At 50.6% G+C, this 17,050-nt stretch carries 15 protein-coding genes and 1 other RNA gene; 10 read left to right on the forward strand and 6 right to left on the reverse strand.

The window, feature by feature from the left end:
* Positions 1-317 precede the first annotated feature (317 nt).
* The 5 genes from HZA49_07020 to HZA49_07040 all read right to left on the reverse strand — a co-directional run bounded on the left by HZA49_07020 (position 318) and on the right by HZA49_07040 (position 6,484).
* Positions 318-1,238, reverse strand: a complete 921-nt coding sequence (locus HZA49_07020; GenBank protein MBI5779192.1) for a RimK family alpha-L-glutamate ligase — start codon at positions 1,236-1,238, stop codon at positions 318-320.
* 39 nt (positions 1,239-1,277) lie between these two features.
* A complete protein-coding gene (gene nadB / locus HZA49_07025; protein MBI5779193.1) occupies positions 1,278-2,939 on the reverse strand; it encodes an L-aspartate oxidase in 1,662 nt (553 codons plus the stop codon).
* A gap of 66 nt (positions 2,940-3,005) precedes the next feature.
* Positions 3,006-4,526, reverse strand: coding sequence for an FHA domain-containing protein (locus HZA49_07030; GenBank protein MBI5779194.1), 1,521 nt, complete (start codon positions 4,524-4,526; stop codon positions 3,006-3,008).
* 3 nt (positions 4,527-4,529) lie between these two features.
* Positions 4,530-5,237: an ABC transporter ATP-binding protein gene (locus HZA49_07035; GenBank protein MBI5779195.1), complete on the reverse strand. Its 708-nt coding sequence runs from the start codon at positions 5,235-5,237 to the stop codon at positions 4,530-4,532.
* 35 nt (positions 5,238-5,272) lie between these two features.
* Positions 5,273-6,484 (reverse strand): ABC transporter permease, encoded by a 1,212-nt coding sequence (locus HZA49_07040; GenBank protein MBI5779196.1) that lies wholly within the window; start codon positions 6,482-6,484, stop codon positions 5,273-5,275.
* Positions 6,485-6,586: 102 nt separating this feature from the next.
* Here HZA49_07040 and sppA point away from each other — a divergent pair, with 102 nt between their 5' ends.
* From sppA to HZA49_07070, 6 genes are all read left to right on the forward strand, one after another.
* Entirely contained in the window at positions 6,587-7,639 is a 1,053-nt protein-coding gene (gene sppA, locus HZA49_07045; protein MBI5779197.1) for a signal peptide peptidase SppA, read from the forward strand.
* 9 nt (positions 7,640-7,648) lie between these two features.
* On the forward strand, positions 7,649-8,242 hold the full coding sequence (locus HZA49_07050) for a hypothetical protein (GenBank protein ID MBI5779198.1): 594 nt from the start codon (positions 7,649-7,651) through the stop codon (positions 8,240-8,242).
* Positions 8,240-8,430, forward strand: a non-coding RNA gene (ssrS, locus tag HZA49_07055) — 6S RNA. The genes HZA49_07050 and ssrS overlap by 3 nt, the downstream gene beginning before the upstream one ends.
* 87 nt (positions 8,431-8,517) lie before the next feature.
* Positions 8,518-9,348: a DUF2520 domain-containing protein gene (locus tag HZA49_07060; protein MBI5779199.1), complete on the forward strand. Its 831-nt coding sequence runs from the start codon at positions 8,518-8,520 to the stop codon at positions 9,346-9,348.
* Positions 9,345-9,887, forward strand: a complete 543-nt coding sequence (locus HZA49_07065) for a shikimate kinase (GenBank protein ID MBI5779200.1) — start codon at positions 9,345-9,347, stop codon at positions 9,885-9,887. Before HZA49_07060 ends, HZA49_07065 begins: the two co-directional genes overlap by 4 nt.
* A 1-nt stretch (position 9,888) precedes the next feature.
* A complete protein-coding gene (locus tag HZA49_07070) occupies positions 9,889-11,415 on the forward strand; it encodes a DUF2851 family protein (GenBank protein ID MBI5779201.1) in 1,527 nt (508 codons plus the stop codon).
* Between the two features lie 9 nt (positions 11,416-11,424).
* Here HZA49_07070 and HZA49_07075 read toward each other — a convergent pair whose 3' ends face one another.
* On the reverse strand, positions 11,425-12,447 hold the full coding sequence (locus tag HZA49_07075) for a lysophospholipid acyltransferase family protein (GenBank protein MBI5779202.1): 1,023 nt from the start codon (positions 12,445-12,447) through the stop codon (positions 11,425-11,427).
* A 125-nt stretch (positions 12,448-12,572) separates the two neighbouring features.
* On the opposite strand from HZA49_07075, the gene HZA49_07080 reads away from it, so the two are divergent.
* The 4 genes from HZA49_07080 (at position 12,573) to HZA49_07095 (ending at position 16,891) form a co-directional block, all read left to right on the forward strand.
* Entirely contained in the window at positions 12,573-13,964 is a 1,392-nt protein-coding gene (locus tag HZA49_07080) for a glucose-6-phosphate isomerase (GenBank protein MBI5779203.1), read from the forward strand.
* Between the two features lie 90 nt (positions 13,965-14,054).
* Complete coding sequence (locus tag HZA49_07085; protein MBI5779204.1) at positions 14,055-15,230, forward strand: acetyl-CoA C-acetyltransferase; 1,176 nt, start codon at positions 14,055-14,057, stop codon at positions 15,228-15,230.
* A 41-nt stretch (positions 15,231-15,271) separates the two neighbouring features.
* Complete coding sequence (locus HZA49_07090; GenBank protein MBI5779205.1) at positions 15,272-16,123, forward strand: Bro-N domain-containing protein; 852 nt, start codon at positions 15,272-15,274, stop codon at positions 16,121-16,123.
* A 96-nt stretch (positions 16,124-16,219) separates the two neighbouring features.
* Positions 16,220-16,891: a hypothetical protein gene (locus HZA49_07095; protein ID MBI5779206.1), complete on the forward strand. Its 672-nt coding sequence runs from the start codon at positions 16,220-16,222 to the stop codon at positions 16,889-16,891.
* The last annotated feature ends 159 nt before the right edge of the window (positions 16,892-17,050 follow it).

Raw genomic sequence — 17,050 nt, forward strand, 5'->3', positions numbered from 1 at the left:
AAAATAACCAGGAAAGTAGTCAGCGGAGAGAGAAAGCTGGCGATTACGACCAACTAAGTGGTTAGGCCGTAAAGTTTCTGTTAGTAAAATCACTGTTTACCGCTTAGTGCGGTTCTGTAAAAGTGTTTTTGGACATGCTCTGTAGCCCGCCTACGGCGAGGTCTAAGATGTATGTGATGTAGCGGTGGCATTTATGCTACTCCTCAAGCGTCATTCCCGTGCAAACGGGAATCCAGGATTAAATTGTCTGGATTCCCACTTTTGTGGGAATGACAATAGAGGGGGGTCTTTGTGAACTCAGTGTCCTTTGTGGTGAGTTATACGTTTAGTGTCGTGGTAAAGTCCACGATTCTCCTGGCAATGTTGAGTCCAGTTACCTTTTCCAGTCCCTCAAAGCCCGGAGAGGCATTGACCTCCAAGACCAGCGGCCCATTCTTTGTTCTCATTATGTCAATCCCGGACAGTTTCAACCCCAGCGCCCGGGTGGCATTAATTGCTAACTGCTTTTCTTGAGCGGTGATAGCTACTTTCTTAACCGAGCCGCCTTGATGGATATTACTGCGGAAGTCGCCCTTAGCCGGTGTCCGTTTCATTGCGGCAATTACTTCATTATTAAGCACTAATACCCGGATATCTTCGCCCTTGGTTTCCTTGAGATACTTTTGTAGGATGATATCAAATCCGATAGCCCAGACCGCGGTCAGGATGGAATCTACCGATGCGATGTTCTCGCCCAGCATCACGCCCTTGCCCTGTGACCCGCGGAAGAGTTTCAGCACTACGGGCAAGCCGCCTAATTGTTTTATGGCATTCTTGACTGTGGTTGGATTGTGGGGAACTTGTGCTGAGCGCAACGTGCGAAGCATGAGCGTTGCAGGTACCGGAATGCCGGATTTGGCCAGTATCTGCAGGGACAGGAATTTGTTCTTGGCGTAATCGAGCGACCGGGCGGAATTAAGCATGGGCTTGCCCATGAATTCCAGCTGATGCGCCACCAGCAGGGCATAGTCAATGCCGATAATGCCGATGCGCGGGATGACGATGTCAAAGGAGGACAGGTTCAGCGTCTTGTGTTGTGCGTCATGCGTTGTGCGTCGTGCGTCATGTGTCATGCCGAGGGAGATATCGCATTCCAGCGGGTTGACGACCACTGCCTTATGGCGCAATTTGAGCGCCTCAGCCACCAGCCGCTGGGTGGAGTAGTAGTCCTTGCCGCGGGATAAAATAAGTATCTTCATATTATCTGTGTTAATCTGTGTTTATCTGTGGTTGCATTTCTATACCACCGTATGTTTCTTCCATTTCTCCAGCGTCTTTGGATAATCAGTCCGGTAATGGACGCCCCGGGATTCCTGCCTGAGCCGGGCCGATTGGGTCAAGAGGCGCGCCAGGATGAGCATATTCTGGACCTCCCAGCCCTGGGGCGTATTGAATTCGTTGAGCAGGCAATACCCGGACCAGTAATCAATCTTGGCCAGGGCTTGTTTCAGACCGTCGGCCGTGCGCTCCAGGCCGACATTATACCACATCAGACTCTGGAGCGAGTTCCTGAGGTCCGGGATATCGACCTCAATATGCGGATGCTTGGGCGGAATATGCCACCCGGTGCGCTCCAGTAGGTGCTCCTGACCATTGCCTTCGCCAAAGGGGTTATTACGCCGGAAACTGATATGGCTGGGTGAAATCGGCTTGTCCGATGATATCTCGTCTGATGCGGTTGCGCCGGCCAGGTAGCCGATGACCAGCGATTCCAGCAGTGAATTACTGCCCAGCCGATTGGCGCCGTGGAATGAGGACGAGGCGCATTCGCCGGCCGCAAAGAGGTTCCTGATGCCGGTGTGTCCGCGTAAGCCAATCTTGATGCCGCCGATCAGGTAGTGGGCGCTGGGCCGGACAGGAATCATATCCTTCTTTACGTCGATGCCGAAGTCGCGGCAGAGTTTGCTTAAGGATGGGAACCGTTTTTCGATGAAGGCGGCTGATAAATGCTTCAGGTCCAGATAGACATTGGTGTCCTTGGTCAGTTTCATCTGGTTGATGATGGCGCGCGAGACCACGTCGCGCGGCGCCAGTTCGGCCAGCGGGTGATAGTCGGTCATAAACCGTTTGCCGGATTTATCGCGCAGGATGCCGCCTTCGCCCCGGACCGATTCGGAGATGAGCAGCCGGCTGGCCCCGGCCACATAGAGCGCGGTCGGATGGAACTGGATGAATTCGATGTCCTGGAGTTGCGCGCCCTTGCGATAGGCAATACTTAATCCGTCGCCGGTTGTCACATCCGGATTAGTGGATTCGCGGTAGAGTTGTCCGGCGCCGCCCGAGGCGATGATGGTCTTTTTGGCCCAGATGACCGATGTCTGTCCGGTTTTCTGGCTGTATATCAGCGCGCCGCAGCATTCATTGGGCCTTTCGGGGCAGGTGAGGATGTCTATGATAAATGTATAATCCAGGGCAGTGATGTTGGGTATTGATTTTACTTTCTCCAGCAGGGTTTGGTGGATGTTCTTGCCGGTGGCATCGCCGCCGGAATGGAGGATGCGGGCCAGTTTATGGCCGCCCTCACGGGTCATGTCCGGGCCGTCGCTTTTGCGGTCGAACTTGACGCCCCAGGCAATGAGCTGCCGGACCAGCGGGATGCCGCGCCTGATTATTTCCTTGACAATATGCGGGTCGGACAGTCCGTAGGAATGCTCGATGGTATCGGCAATGTGCGACGAGACCAGTTTGGGCTGGTCAATCTGGGATGCGATGCCGCCCTGGGCGTAGTAGGTATTACATTCGGCCAGCGAATTCTTACTGGCCAGGATGACATTATGGGTCTTGGATGATTCGATGGCGGCCCTCAAGCCGGCCATGCCGCTGCCCACGACCAGCACATCGGTGATGAACGAGGGCAGTTTGTTGGTATCGAAGGAAATAAGGTATTCGGGCGATTTCATAATTAAAGATTAAAATAAAGACAGAGGAAGGTCAAGCTAAAATCAGTAATAAAGACCCGGCTTTGGTTAGAGTGAGTCCTCGAACAGCTTGGTGCTCTTGAAGAGCGAGCCGTCGTTGTAACTGGCAATCAGGGCATTGACCACGCCCGGGTCGAATTCCTTGCCGCTTTGGTGCTCAATCTCGGTCAGGGCGTCCCGGATGGGCAGGCCGATGCCCTTGACGCCGCCCCGGGTGACCAGGTTGTCCAGGGTGTTTGATACGCTGACAATCCTGGCAATCAGCGGCAAATCCTTAATCTGGTAGGGGAATCCGGTGCCGTCAATCCGTTCGTGGTGGTATTTGATGGCCGGTAGGACGTCGCCCAAATCCGGTATCTGGCTCAAGAGTTTCTCGGCGGCGTAGATGTGTTCCTCCTTGGCGGTCGAGGTGGCGGCCAGCTTGCCGATATCGTGCAGCAGGGCGGCCAGCTGGACCTGGGAGATTTCATACGGAGTCATGCCCAGATGCTGGGCAATAGCCGAGGCGTAATTGGCCACCCGTTCGGAATGGCCCTGGATGCTCATGTCCTTCATCTCAACGCTGGAGACTAAGACCTTGACCATGGACATCAGGATGCGTTTTGATTTATCCGAGGCCATAATGGAGACCATGGCCAGCCCGGCCTGGATGCCGATGGCGCTGGCGATTTCCAGGTCGTCTTCATTGAACGGCTTGTCCAGCGAGATGTTTTCCAGGTACAGCACGGCGTCATAGCTGGGCATCTTGATGACCGGCACGCAGATGGCCGAGCGGATGTCGCCCGAAGCGATACTGTCGCTGGAGGAAAACCGGCCGTCCAGCATGGCGTCCGAGGTGAGAATCGGGCGGGTGTATTGGATGACCCTTTTTACGATGGTCTTGCTGACCTTGGGTATTTGGGCCGCCAGTTCCTTGGGCCAGGCGGCCATGGATGAAATCTTGTCGGTCTTTTTCTCCAGTAGGATGAAATATCCGGTCTTGGCCCGGGTGGCGACCGAGGCGAATTTAACGATGCGCTCGACCATCGGGGTTAGGCTCTTTTCGGTGGCGATGATGCGGGCGATTTCGTAGATGTTGGTCAGGTGCTTGGATGAGAGTTTCTTGCCGATGAAATTGGCCCCGTGTTTCTTTTCCTCCTCCTCGTCCAGGTTTATTTCCACGGTATCGCCGCCCACGCTGGAGCCTTCTTTTTCATCCGGCGGGGCGGGGGTGAATTTCACCTGTCCGGCCGGCGCGGCATCAGATTCCTCGGCTATGTATTCAAAGTAACTGTTGCCGATGGTGATGTTGGTGCCGTTGATGAGTTTTTCGCCGTCGCCTTCCGGCGTGGGTTTTATTTTAAGGCCGTTTAACAGCGTGCCGTTGCGGCTATTCAGGTCCCGGATATAGTATTCGCTGCCTTTGGTGAATATCTCAACATGGTGGCGGGAACACTTGACGTCGCCGTTCAGGACCAGATTGTTCTTGGCATCGCGGCCGATGACGAATTTGTTGCCGCCGATGAATTCCACCTTTACCTCTCCGATAATCTTCTTGTCCGGGCCATTGACCATTTTAAGGGACGGCATATTTTAAACCTCCGGGTTGGTTATTCGTCCATCCACTAAATGTATCATCCGGTGCGACCACCGGGCGATATTTTCATTATGGGTGACTATTACAAATGTCTTGCCTTCCTGTCTATTTAATTCGGATATTAAATTCTGGATTTCCAGGGTGGCGTTGGTGTCAAGATTGCCGGTCGGCTCATCGCACAGGATTATTTCCGGGTCGGTCACCAGGGCCCGGGCAATGGCCACCCGCTGCTGTTCGCCGCCGGAGAGCTGGTTGGGCCGGTGGAAGACCCGCTCGGTCAGGCCCAATTTGGCAATCAATGACTTGGCTTTGTCTTTGAGGGCATGGCGCCGGATCTGCCAGCCCAGGATGGAATTAGATATCATGTGGGGCAACAATATGTTTTCCAGTATATTCAGTTCCGGGACCAGGTGATAGAACTGGAAGATGAAGGCGACTGAGGAATTCCGCAGCCGGGCCTGTTCCGCGCCGGGCAGTGTATAGAGGTCTTTATCCCGGAAGAGCACCCGGCCCGAGGTGGGCCGGTCCAGCAGTCCCATAATATGCAGCAGAGTGCTTTTTCCCGCGCCGGACGGTCCGGCAATGGCCAGTATCTCGCCGGCCTTAATGTCCAGGGAAATATCTTTCAGTATTTCCAGCGTCCGGCCGTCGGCCTTAAAGGAGCGCGAGATGTTTTCTATTTTAAGTATATGGGGTCCAGCCATGTTCTACCTTTCCCATCCCCGCCTTAGCGGGAGAGCTATTCATATCTTAATGCATCAACCGGATTCAAGCGGGCCGCTTTTATGGCCGGATAGATGCTGAATAATAAACTGACTGACACCGTGGCAATAATGATAATTACAATGGTCGGGTAACTTATTTCCGAGGGTATCCTATCCAGGTAATAGATATCCGGCGGGAAGAGTTTCCACCCGCTGTGCTTATAGATAAAATCCTCCACGTGGTTAAGGTTGGCGGCCAGGGAATAGCCGGCGATAACGCCGAGCAGGCTGCCGACGAATGAAATCAAGAAACCCTGCCAGAGGAAGAGCCACATCACGCCGGATGGCCGGCCGCCCAGGGATATCAGCACGCCGATGTCTTTGGTCTTTTCCACCACCCGCATGGTTAGTAGCGCCAGGATATTAAAGGCGGCCACGATGACGATAAAGAACAGCAGGAAGGCATTGATGTTTTTCTCGGTGGCCACGGCCCGGAGCAGCGTCTGCTTTTCTTCTTCCCAGGTTTTTAACTGGAATACGCCGAACGGTTTTAACGCCTCGTCAAGCCGGGCCCGGACCTGTTCCACATCGCGGTAGTCCCTAATGGCGATGCATATTTTGGTCACGCCGTTGGGAATGCCCAGGAAATCCTGGGCGGTTTTGAGCGGGATGTAAACATTGCCGTCATACTCGAACATGCCGGTGCTGAACCGGCCGACTATCTGGAAGTTCTGGTGCACCGGAGAGGTTATCAGCGCATGTAATTTAAGCGAGGTCAAGGATATCGTCCGGTCGGTCGAGGCGGCCAGATGGTTGCCGGCGATGGCCGGCTGCAGTCCGCTGTCGGTTTTATCCGGGAAATCGAGCGGTGTGCCGTGGAGCAGGTATTTCTCGTATTTATTGACCTGGTTTTCCATCCGGGGCTCGATGCCGATAATCTGGACGAAGTTCAGGCCGCCGCCCAGTAGCGCGCCCCATTCCAGGCGCGGGGCATAGGCGACCACGCCGTCCACCTGCTTGATGGCCTCCATTACCTGCGGGGCGTCGTCTATGAAATAACTCTCCTGGCTGGTGACATTAAGATGGGCCGTGGTGCCCTTGATGCGTTCCAGCATCTCGCGCGAGAATCCGCCCATCACCGAGGTGACCACTATCAGCGCCATCACGCCGACGGCAATGCCGCCGATGGCCAGGAATATTATCTTCCGGCTCAGGAGATACCGCCAGGCCAGGAATAACTTATACATAATCCGTAAATTATATAATATTCCTGAAAAGTAAAGAAATATTCGTTGACAGAATGTGACGGATATTATATCTTGTTATCCAGAGTAAAGGAGTTAACAATTATGGAATCCGTGAAGAATGATAACATGTCAAAGCCTAAGAGTAGGTTAAGTTTCTGGTTGTCTGTAATCTTTGGTGTCGGTCTGGCCTTGAGCGTCCTGCTTAACATCATTCTTTTCATTATGGTGGTAGCCAAATTCTCCACTATGTCCGGGTTCCAGGATTTACAAGACCGGAGATACCGTGAACGGGTGGTGGGCGGCGAGACCGGATCCGATAATAAGATTCTGCTCCTGCCGATTAGCGGGGTGATTATGTCCGGCGGCGAGAGTTCCGGTTTCTGGGGCGCCGCGTCAGACCCGGTCCAGACCGTGCGCGATGTCCTGAAAAGGGCGGAAAGCGACAGGTATGTCAAGGCGATTATCCTGGACATCAACAGCCCGGGCGGCGGCGTGACCGCTTCCGATAACATCCACCGGGAACTCAAGCGGTTCAAGGCCAAACGGCCGGACGTGATTATCGTTTCCTATCTGGGTGAAGTGGCCGCTTCAGGCGGGTATTATGTGGCTATGCCGAGTAACCGGATTGTGGTGCACCCGACCTCGATTACCGGCAGTATCGGAGTGATTGCTTCAATGCTTAATGTCGAAGGGCTATTCCAGAAAATAGGCCTGAGGTCAGAGGTTATCAAATCAGCCGATAAGAAGGATATTTTTTCCGGCACCCGGCCGATGACCAAAGAGGAACGGGCTATCATGCAGGCCATGATAGACGAAATGTATCATCGGTTCGTCGGCATAGTTGTTGAGGGCCGGCCGAACCTGACCCGATCGGAGATTCTTAAACTGGCGGACGGGCGGATTTATACCGGTGAACAGGCCGTAAAGAACGGGCTGGCCGATGAATCAGGCGACCGCGAGGATGCCTTTGAGGCGGCCAAGAAATTGGCCAAAATTGCCGATGCCCGGCTGGTCCAGTATCAGAAACGCCACGATTTCTGGGAGATATTCGAAGCGGCGGCCTCGTTCCAGCCGCAAGGCCTTAATGACAATATTAAGAGTATTCTTCTGGAGCGGAATACTCCCCATTTATTATATCTTTGGCAGATGGAGTAGTGTGTTATTATGCTGAAATTAGGCGATATACTGGTTGAGGCCAAGTTACTGACCAATGAGCAGCTCAAGACCGCCCTGGACTATCAGAGGAAAACCGGTCTGAAATTAGGCGAGGTGCTGGAGAAACTGGGTTTCGTCTCCGAAGACGAAATCCTGGCCTGCCTGGCCAACCAGCAGAGCATGGAAATAGTCAATCTCAAGAATATCATTGTTCCCAATGCCCTGGTCAAGAAGATACCGCTGCAGTTAATAGAGAAATACAATATTATTCCCATCGGCATCAAGGGCGAAACCCTGACCATCGCCACCAGCGACCCGACCGATTATGAAGCGGTCGAGCAGGTCCAGTTATTGACCGACCTGAAAGTGGATATGGTCCTGGCCACCACCACAGAGATAAAGGCTTCTATCCGGGATGTGTTCCAGCCGGCGCACCAGAAGGCCAAGGAAAAGGACGATATCCTGCAGGAATTATCAGACGCTCCAAAGAACAAGAAAAAGCCGGCCAATAGCGATGAGATATTAAATCATCCGCTGACCCGGCTTCTGATAGAGAAGAGGATTATTACCGAAGAGGAGATACGAAAAAAGACAGAAGAATAACCCCTGCGCTGTGCGTTATGGGCTATAAAAATGAGAGAAACTAACAACATTCGCGAAGGGGGCCGAAATCTGCCGGGGAAAGACAGGTCTCGCCAAGACAACGGGAATCTCTGAACCTGGCAATTGGTCCCCACCTGAACATAAATGGTTTCTTTTCTTAATGCCCGGACGGCAGAGGCGGGGGTTTTTAGTTGCTCATACAAACATCGTGATATCATTTCGCACTATAGATGCATAAAGTTGTGATTATCGGTACCGGTCAGGTCGGTCAGACAGTGGGTTACCTATTAAATCATTCCGGCAAATATAAAGTAGTCGGGGTTTGGGACCGAAAATTAAATAATGCCCGGCAGGCCACAAGGTTTATCGGCAATGGTGCCAGGATTTATAGAGACAAGGCAGCGGCGGTCCAGCCGGCTGATATCATCTTTATCACCACGCCGGACGGCGCCATCCAGGATGTCTGCCGCGCGATTTTCTCAGGCGGGCGCATATACCGCGATAAAATTGTCATCCATTGCAGCGGCAGCCAGCCATCTGATATTCTTAAGAGTGCCATGCAGCACCATAACGTGCACATTGCATCGCTTCATCCAATGCAGACCTTCGCCAATAAACCGGAAACAGTCCGGAGTTTCAAAGGGACTTATTGCGCCTATGAAGGCCAGCGTAAGGCCATGCCGATAGTCCGGAATATCATCAGCGCCTTGGGCGGAAAACCAGTCGAGATTAAGGCCAAGGATAAGACGCTCTATCATATCGGGTGCGTCTTTGCCTCTAATTACCTGGTTACCCTGATAAAAGCATCGCAGGACTTCATGAGGAAGTGCGAATTTAAGGACAAGGATATATTGCAAGCCATCCGGCCACTGGTTGATTCAAGCATTAAGAATATAATGACCATCGGTCCGGCCTCGGCGCTGACCGGTCCGATTAGCCGGGGCGATGTGCTGACTATAAAGAATCACTTGAAGGCAATCAGGAAAAATATGAGGCATTATCTGCCTTTATACCGGGAACTAGGCCGGCATACGGTGTGGATTGCCTTGGATAAGAAGAGCATTAATAAATCGCAGGGGCGGCGATTGAAAAGGGGGTTGAGATGAATATCATTTTAGTCGGTTTCCGGGGCACGGGCAAGACCAGCGTGGGCGAATTATTGGCCCGGGAAATAAAATGGAAGTTTGTCGATGCGGATCAGTATATCGAGAAACGCTACGGTTTTATGATTGCCGAACTGTTCGAGAAACAGGGCGAGTCGTTGTTTCGGATGCTGGAGTCTGATGTGATAAATGAGCTGTGCAAGCTGGATTCGCACGTCATTGCGGCCGGCGGCGGGGCGGTCCTGAAATATAAGAACGTTAAGAATCTCAAGCGCAATGGCATGGTTTTTCTTCTGGAGGCGGATTGCGACGTGGTTTACCAGCGGATTATGAAGGACGACAAGGCCGGCAAAACCAGGCCGCGGCTGACCAGGAAAAACATGTATGATGAGATAAAATCGCTCATGGAATTCCGGGTGCCATACTATAAGCAGGCAGCTGACTACACCATCAACACTACAAAGTCAAATCCCAAGGGCGTGGTTCATAATATCTGCGAGATTTTGAGAACCAAATCCATCATTCCGTATACAACCGATTAATATGGGATATCCGAAAATAGCCGATGTTTTCACGGCCTTTCCCAGGGCAAGGCAATATCGTTTATTAAGGGACAAGGTTTCAGGCATTCCCAAACCGCGCAATGTCCTGCAATGCGCTGATAAGAAACGGGAACCGGAATTGGAGAAGATAACCGAGAAATTCATTTACTACCTTTGGGCTGAACAGCCGCTTAAAGGGCTTACCTATCGGACTTCGGATGATAAAGAAATCAGGATAGTCTCTTCGGGACTGTGGAATTCCAGCCCGGGCCCTGATTTTACCGAGGCAAGGTTTTATATCGGCGGGAAATTATACCAGGGCGACGTGGAGATGCATCTCTATTCCTCGGACTGGTATTATCATAAGCATCACCTGGATAACCGCTATAATAATCTGGTTCTTCATATCACGCTTTGGGATGATGCGCAGAAGCCCATCAGGTTGAACAACAAGAAAGAAGTGTCCCAGGTTATCCTGGCGCCGCTCCTGCGGGATAAATTGGAGGATATTGACAAGCTTCTGGAACTTGATGTCTCAATAAATCAGGGACAGTATTTTACCGCACCGGGCCGGTGTCATTCATTGATTAACCGGGCAATTCCCCAAAAGACCGCTTCCTTCCTGGAAGGCGCCGGCGAGTCGCGAATGCTGCGCAAGATGGAAAATCTGGCCGGGCGATTAGAGAGATTTAATAACGACTACGAAGAGGTGTTATACCAGGGGATAATGGGCGCGTTGGGTTACCGGAATAATCAACTCCCGTTCCTGCAACTGGCTGAGAACGTGCCGTATAAGAGAATAAAGCAAATCATTAAACAGTATCCAGTGGATAAGAGACCGTTGGTTATTCAATCCGCATTGCTTAATGTTGCCGGGCTTACGCCGGAGATTCCGGATAATTTCACTGAGCCGGCAAGATATTATCTTAAATGCTTGAATGAGTTTGCCGATTTGTCAGATGGTTTAAAAAGAATAGGATTGGACTGGCAGATACCTGGTGGCCGGCCGGCTAATTCTCCATGTCGCCGGATAGCCGGAATGAGTTATCTCCTGACTAAAGAGCCGTCTCTACTTGACGGAATAATCAAGATTATAACCAATCAGCCAGACATCAGAAAAGAGTTGATTGGATTACTCTCTGTTCCGGCTACAGGCTTCTGGGCAACACATAGCACCTTTGATAGCAAGCCGTTTACCAAAGAATACGCCCTGATTGGCAAGGAGCGGGCGGATGCGATTATCCTGAACGTGGTTATCCCGCTGGTATGGCTCTATTCCCAATCCGAGAAGAATAACGCCTTACAGGAGGCGGTACTGCGACTCTATCGCTCGTATCCTAAGCTGATGGAGAATTATTACACCCGTTTTATGAAGCAGCGTCTTTTTAAGTCAGACCCGAAACTCTATTTAGGTGCGGTTAATACCGCTTCAACCCAGCAGGGTTTGATAGAGATATTTACTGACTTCTGCAAAAAAGGCTACGAGGGCTGTGAGCACTGTGGTCTGCTGGAATGGCTCAAGAACTAATCTGTAGCTCTATTTGTATTTTTTCCATCTCCTATGGAACCAAATCCATTGTTCCGGCGCCCGGCGGATTATCTTTTCTATCTCCGAAAGATATAGCTGGGTTAGTTGTTTGATATCTTCATCCTTATTGCCGCTCGGCTGGAATCGGACCGGCTCTTTGACGCTGATGGTGTAGTGAATCCGGAATCTGGTATCCTGCTCGCTGTCAGCCCCGTTAGAAGCGTCTAATCGCGATGGGGTAGATCTACTTGGAATATTATGGCTTTGGTTGTGTTCGCTTCTAACGGGGTCATAGTGTACGCCGTAAGGGATTAGCGGCGCGCCGGTTTTGAGATGCAGGTTGGCCGGGCCCCACATGGCCGGCGCGGTTCGGCCGAAGAATTCCGCGTCCACGCCCTCGTCACGGCCGGTTTGGTCAATGAGCATAATTACCGCCTCGCCTCTATTAAGCGCCGCTTCGCAGTGCCTGATAGCGCCTTTGGTCGGAATGATGTTAACTTTACAGCGCAGGCGGAATCGGTTCATCATGTTGTTTAAGTAGGGATTGACGTATTGGAATGCCACCAGGTTTATCGGGAAGCCCTTTTTAGCCAGCTCGTTTATGCCGATCTCCCAGTTGCCCAGATGGCCGGAAATCAGGAGTACTCCGCGGTTTTCTTTTAAAGCCCGGTCTATTACCTCGGTGTTCTCAAATCTGATGTGTTTCTTGTCAGAAAGGTGGATTAATCTGTCCATATAGAGCATGTGTACGAATGACAGGGCGAAATATTCAAATGTCCTTCGGGCCAACTGGTATGCCGCGTCTGGTGTTGTCACTACCGGAGGTTTAGCCAGTTGAATATTTTCAATTGTTATATTCCGGTATTTCCCGGCCAAGCCATAGCCGAATCTGACTGTATTTATGACCAGCGAGGTGGCAATTTCATACGGCAGGGCGGTCAGGAAGAAAGCCAGCCAGCGGAAGATAAAATACTCGCCCCAAAATATCAGGCCCTTGGGGACCGGCACCCGGCGCCAACTCTGTAAGTTCATATTAAATCAAGTATACAGTAGCCAGTAAACAGTAGACAGGAATAAATTAGCAAATCTATACTCATAATCAACTTATCTATTTCTTTTTATTGACCAGGCGGTCTTTATAGTATTATCTATTAGGGATGATAGAACTGGATTTCAATAATATACTCTATAATGTTTTAGGTCCGTCGCACAGTATCGGCGAGCCGGAACTGTATAACGCCATCAAGGATAATGCCCGTATCTGCCAGGAAATCCAGGATGAACGCAAAGAGCATAAGCACGCGTTCTTGGATTTGCCGTATCAGGATGTCGCTGGAATACTCTCCTTTGCCCGCGCCAATGCCAAGAAATACGAGAATATCGTGGTTCTGGGCATCGGAGGTTCGGCATTAGGCGCCCGGACATTGTTTGAGGCGTTAAAGCCGCCGTTCTATAACCTGATGAGCGCCAAACAGCGTCAGGGGTTCCCATGGCTGTTTATTCTTGATAATATTGATTCGGCCGAGACCAAGGCGTTGTTTCAGGTCATCAATCCCAAGAAGACGCTTTTTAATGTGGTTAGCAAATCAGGCGAGACCACCGAGACCATTGCCTCCCTGCTGGTTACTTTAGGGATATTAAAGAAGGCAGTGGGTAGGAGTTATCGCAAAAATCTGGTGATTACCACTGACAAGGGCAAGGGATTCCTGCGTCGGCTGACTGACCAAGAAGGCATAACATCATTTAATACGCCGGATGATGTCCAGGGACGTTATGCAGTCTTGAGCTCGGTGGGATTACTGCCGGCCGCCCTTATCGGCATTGATATAAAGAAAATATTAAAGGGCGCCGCGTCTGTGGACAATATGGTCAAGACATCCGGCCCGCAAATCAATCCGGCCTACATCTCGGCTCTGGTGAATTTTATCTATGACCGCGAGAAGAGCAAGAATATCCTTGTTATGATGCCGTATTCGGCACAGCTCAAGGCGTTTGCCGAGTGGTTCAGGCAAATCTATCCGGAGAGCTTGGCTAAGCGCTATGACCGGGATAATAAAGAGGTCTATACCGGCCCGACCGTGATGAATGCCCTGGGCGCGACTGACCAGCATTCCCAGATTCAGTTATACAACGAAGGCCCGAATAATAAGTTGATTGTGTTCGTGGAAGTGGAGACAACCAAGGATAAACTCATTATGCCAAAACTGGATGATGAGAGCAGCTCGTTCCTGGCCGGCCGGTCCTTGCATGAATTGATGATGATTGAAAAGAAAGCCACTGCTTATGCCTTGGTCCAGTCCCGGCGCCCGAATTACACCATCCGGCTTAAGGAAATCTCCGAGGAGAGCATCGGCGCATTATTATATTTCTGCCAATTGGTTACGGCCTATGCCGGCAAGCTCTATAAGGTTAATCCGTATAATCAGCCGGGAGTGGAAGCCGGCAAGCGCGCTACCTTCGGTTTGATGGGCAAAAAAGGATATGAAAAAGAGGTGGCGGATGTTATCAACACGGTAACCAAAGATAAACGCTGGATAATGAGAATGTAAGCGTAGAGCGTTGAGCGTATAGCACATTCGCTGCGCTCAGTGTAAACTCCGAGCGTAGAGCGCAAGACGCATGAAGAGAAGGATGAAATTATGAAAAAAGTAGTTATTACCCACGCCAAGCGCACACCCATCGGTAAATTCCTGGGCGCATTTGCCAATACTACAGCCGTTGATTTGGGCGTTACGGCCGTAAAAGGGGTGCTGGCCGAATCCAAACTTGACCCGAAACTGGTTGAGGAAGTAATCATCGGCAATGCCCGCCAGGCCGGGAATAAACCCAATCCGGGCCGGCAGGTGAGTTTCTTCTCCGGTATCCCGCAGGAGACACCGGCCTATACGGTCAATAAGGCCTGCGGCTCGGGCTTGAAGGCAATCATCCTGGCTTATCAGTCAATAATGCTGGGCGACACCGAGATTATCGTGGCCGGCGGCACGGAGAATATGTCCCGGGTGCCATTTATGCTGGAAAAGGCCCGGGATGGTTATCGGCTGGGAAATTCCAAACTCATAGACGGCATGTATCACGACGGACTGCTCTGTCCGCTCTCTAACCTGATTATGGGCCAGACGGCTGAGAATCTGGTTGACAAATATAAAATCTCACGCGAGGAACAGGACCAATTCGCGCTCAACAGCCAGCACAAGTGCGAACAGGCCCGCAAGGCGAATAAGTTCAAGGAAGAGCTCGTGCCGGTAATGATAAAAGAAAAAGGTAAGATGGTTGAATTCTATACCGATGAGAATGCCCGGGACGGCGTAAAAATAGAATCGCTGGCAAAATTAGAGCCGGTATTTAAAAAGGGCGGCACGGTGCATCCCGGTAATGCCTGCGGTATTGCGGACAGCGCGGCCGCGGTATTGGTCATGTCCGAAGACAAGGCCAAGGAATTGGGCTATAAGCCGATGGCGTATATTACCGGTTATGCCACAGCCGGGGTTGACCCGGCATATATGGGCATTGCTCCGGTGCCGGCTATTCGCAAGCTGGAGCAGAAGACCGGGCAGAAACTGGCTGACTTTGATTTGATAGAGCTCAACGAGGCATTTGCCGCACAGGTGATTGCCGATGACCGGGAACTGCATCTGGATATGAGCCGGGTCAATGTCAATGGCGGGTCTATTGCATTGGGGCATCCGATTGGCTCAACCGGTTGCCGGATTGTGGTCACGCTCCTGCACGAGATGCAGAAGCGCAACGCCCAAAAAGGCCTGGCCTCGCTCTGTATGTCCGGTGGAATGGGCATGGCTGTGAGTTTCACACGGTGACCCTGTGGGTCTTGGCAAAATAATATCTGGGAAATACTAATATGAATAAAGAGTTACCTATTACTAAAATAGTCGTTTTTAGAGGTAAGGACATCAGGAAAACAATTTATAATAATGAATGGTGGTTTTCAATAGTTGATATTATTGAGGTATTAACTGGCAGTGACAGGCCCAGAAAATACTGGAATGACCTCAAGAAAAATCTTCTAACAGAGGGCTATTTTGAGTTGTCCGAGAAAATCGGACAACTCAAATTGCAGTCGTCAGACGGAAAATATTATCAAACCGATTGCGCCAATACCGAAACGATGTTTCGTATTATCCAGTCTATTCCTTCACCTAAGGCGGAACCATTCAAACGTTGGCTGGCGCGGGTGGGTTATGAGCGGGTTAAGGAAATAGAAGACCCTGAGATTGCCACCAAGCGAACCCGGGCTTTGTATAAAGCCAAGGGTTACAGCGATGCCTGGATAGAAAAAAGAATGCGCGGTATTGCTATCCGCGAAGAATTAACCGATGAGTGGCAGAAACGGGGCGTTAAAGAAGAAAAAGAATATGCGATTTTGACCGCTGAAATATCTAAGGCCGCTTTTGGCTTGACTCCAAGCCAGTATAAAATAGTTAAAGGACTGAAACGAGAGAATCTGCGAGACCATATGAATGATTTGGAACTGATTTTCTCTATGTTAGGTGAAGCATCTACTACAGAAATAGCCCGAAGCAAAAATCATCAAGGATTTGGTGAGAACAAATATGCCGCCCGGCAAGGTGGTGCGGTGGCAGGTAAAGCCAGAAAAGACCTTGAGAGAAAAAGCGGTAAAAAAGTTGTCTCAAGGCAGAACTATCTGCACCAACCACAAAACAGGAAATTGTTAGATACTGGAAATGAATAAACAACCCGCTCTGTATGTCCGGCGGAATGGGTTTACCCTGACGCCGATGTCTATTGTCGGAATGGCATGGCGGTGAGTTTTGCTACAAAATAGTATATGGACTTTAAATCTAGATTGGCCTATTTTAGAAACAATATTTTAATAATCCTGCTTGTATCGTTGCCCATACCACTTGCCACTCTTGTTTTGCCATCTTTAAGAGTTTTACCTGGGCCAGCCACTGTTGGTGTTTTGGCTGACTTTGGTAATTTTTGCTTAGCAATACCATTTCTATTAACTTTTTTTATATTTAGGTATATTGCGATCCCCTGTCTGATTATCGGATTTATAATCGGTAGAAAAGGTAATATTATTGCGTTGATTGGGTTGGTATTGTTAATTATATGGCTTGGACAGGAAGCATCGTGGCGAGGTACATATAAAATACGAACATGGGCAATGCATAAAGCAGCGGGAAGGTCCGAGCCTATTATTAATGCCCTGAAACAGTTTAAGGAAAAGAATGGCAGTTATCCAGTGGGGTTAGAAGAATTAATTCCGTACCACCTTTCCAATATTCCAGACACTGGAATGAGTCATTATAGAAAATACGAATACACTAAAAAGTCTGAATACCATGAAGCAGGCGGATACGAACTATGGATAAAGACACCTATTGGCGGTATAAACTGGGACGTGTTTGTATACTGGCCATCAGAAAACTATCCAAGTAGAATGAAAGGTGGCTCTGTTGAAAGGATTAGTAAGTGGGCTTATGTTCATGAGTAATTATAGAAATTCCGGTAACGCCACGCCCAAATAGCCCCGGCTGATTTTTAACCTTGAATTCGGGGGACGCCCCTCCTGCGGCAGGCAGGCCAGATGCCGTTCCCGGACATCCCCGACTGAAATGGGGACATCCCCGACCGGAATGGGGACATCCCCAGC

The sequence above is a fragment of the Planctomycetota bacterium genome (assembly GCA_016235865.1).
GTDB lineage: Bacteria > Planctomycetota > MHYJ01 > JACQXL01 > JACQXL01 > JACRIK01.

Excerpts from the sequence above, each read along its gene's own strand:
- HZA49_07065 (MBI5779200.1), top strand. The coding sequence starts at position 9,345 with ATGAATATCATTTTAGTCGGTTTCCGGGGCACGGGCAAGACCAGCGTG.
- nadB (MBI5779193.1), bottom strand. The coding sequence starts at position 2,939 with ATGAAATCGCCCGAATACCTTATTTCCTTCGATACCAACAAACTGCCC.
- sppA (MBI5779197.1), top strand. The coding sequence starts at position 6,587 with ATGGAATCCGTGAAGAATGATAACATGTCAAAGCCTAAGAGTAGGTTA.
- HZA49_07050 (MBI5779198.1), top strand. The coding sequence starts at position 7,649 with ATGCTGAAATTAGGCGATATACTGGTTGAGGCCAAGTTACTGACCAAT.
- HZA49_07035 (MBI5779195.1), bottom strand. The coding sequence starts at position 5,237 with ATGGCTGGACCCCATATACTTAAAATAGAAAACATCTCGCGCTCCTTT.
- HZA49_07040 (MBI5779196.1), bottom strand. The coding sequence starts at position 6,484 with ATGTATAAGTTATTCCTGGCCTGGCGGTATCTCCTGAGCCGGAAGATA.
- HZA49_07085 (MBI5779204.1), top strand. The coding sequence starts at position 14,055 with ATGAAAAAAGTAGTTATTACCCACGCCAAGCGCACACCCATCGGTAAA.
- HZA49_07080 (MBI5779203.1), top strand. The coding sequence starts at position 12,573 with ATGATAGAACTGGATTTCAATAATATACTCTATAATGTTTTAGGTCCG.
- HZA49_07020 (MBI5779192.1), bottom strand. The coding sequence starts at position 1,238 with ATGAAGATACTTATTTTATCCCGCGGCAAGGACTACTACTCCACCCAG.
- HZA49_07030 (MBI5779194.1), bottom strand. The coding sequence starts at position 4,526 with ATGCCGTCCCTTAAAATGGTCAATGGCCCGGACAAGAAGATTATCGGA.
- HZA49_07095 (MBI5779206.1), top strand. The coding sequence starts at position 16,220 with ATGGACTTTAAATCTAGATTGGCCTATTTTAGAAACAATATTTTAATA.
- HZA49_07070 (MBI5779201.1), top strand. The coding sequence starts at position 9,889 with ATGGGATATCCGAAAATAGCCGATGTTTTCACGGCCTTTCCCAGGGCA.
- HZA49_07075 (MBI5779202.1), bottom strand. The coding sequence starts at position 12,447 with ATGAACTTACAGAGTTGGCGCCGGGTGCCGGTCCCCAAGGGCCTGATA.
- HZA49_07090 (MBI5779205.1), top strand. The coding sequence starts at position 15,272 with ATGAATAAAGAGTTACCTATTACTAAAATAGTCGTTTTTAGAGGTAAG.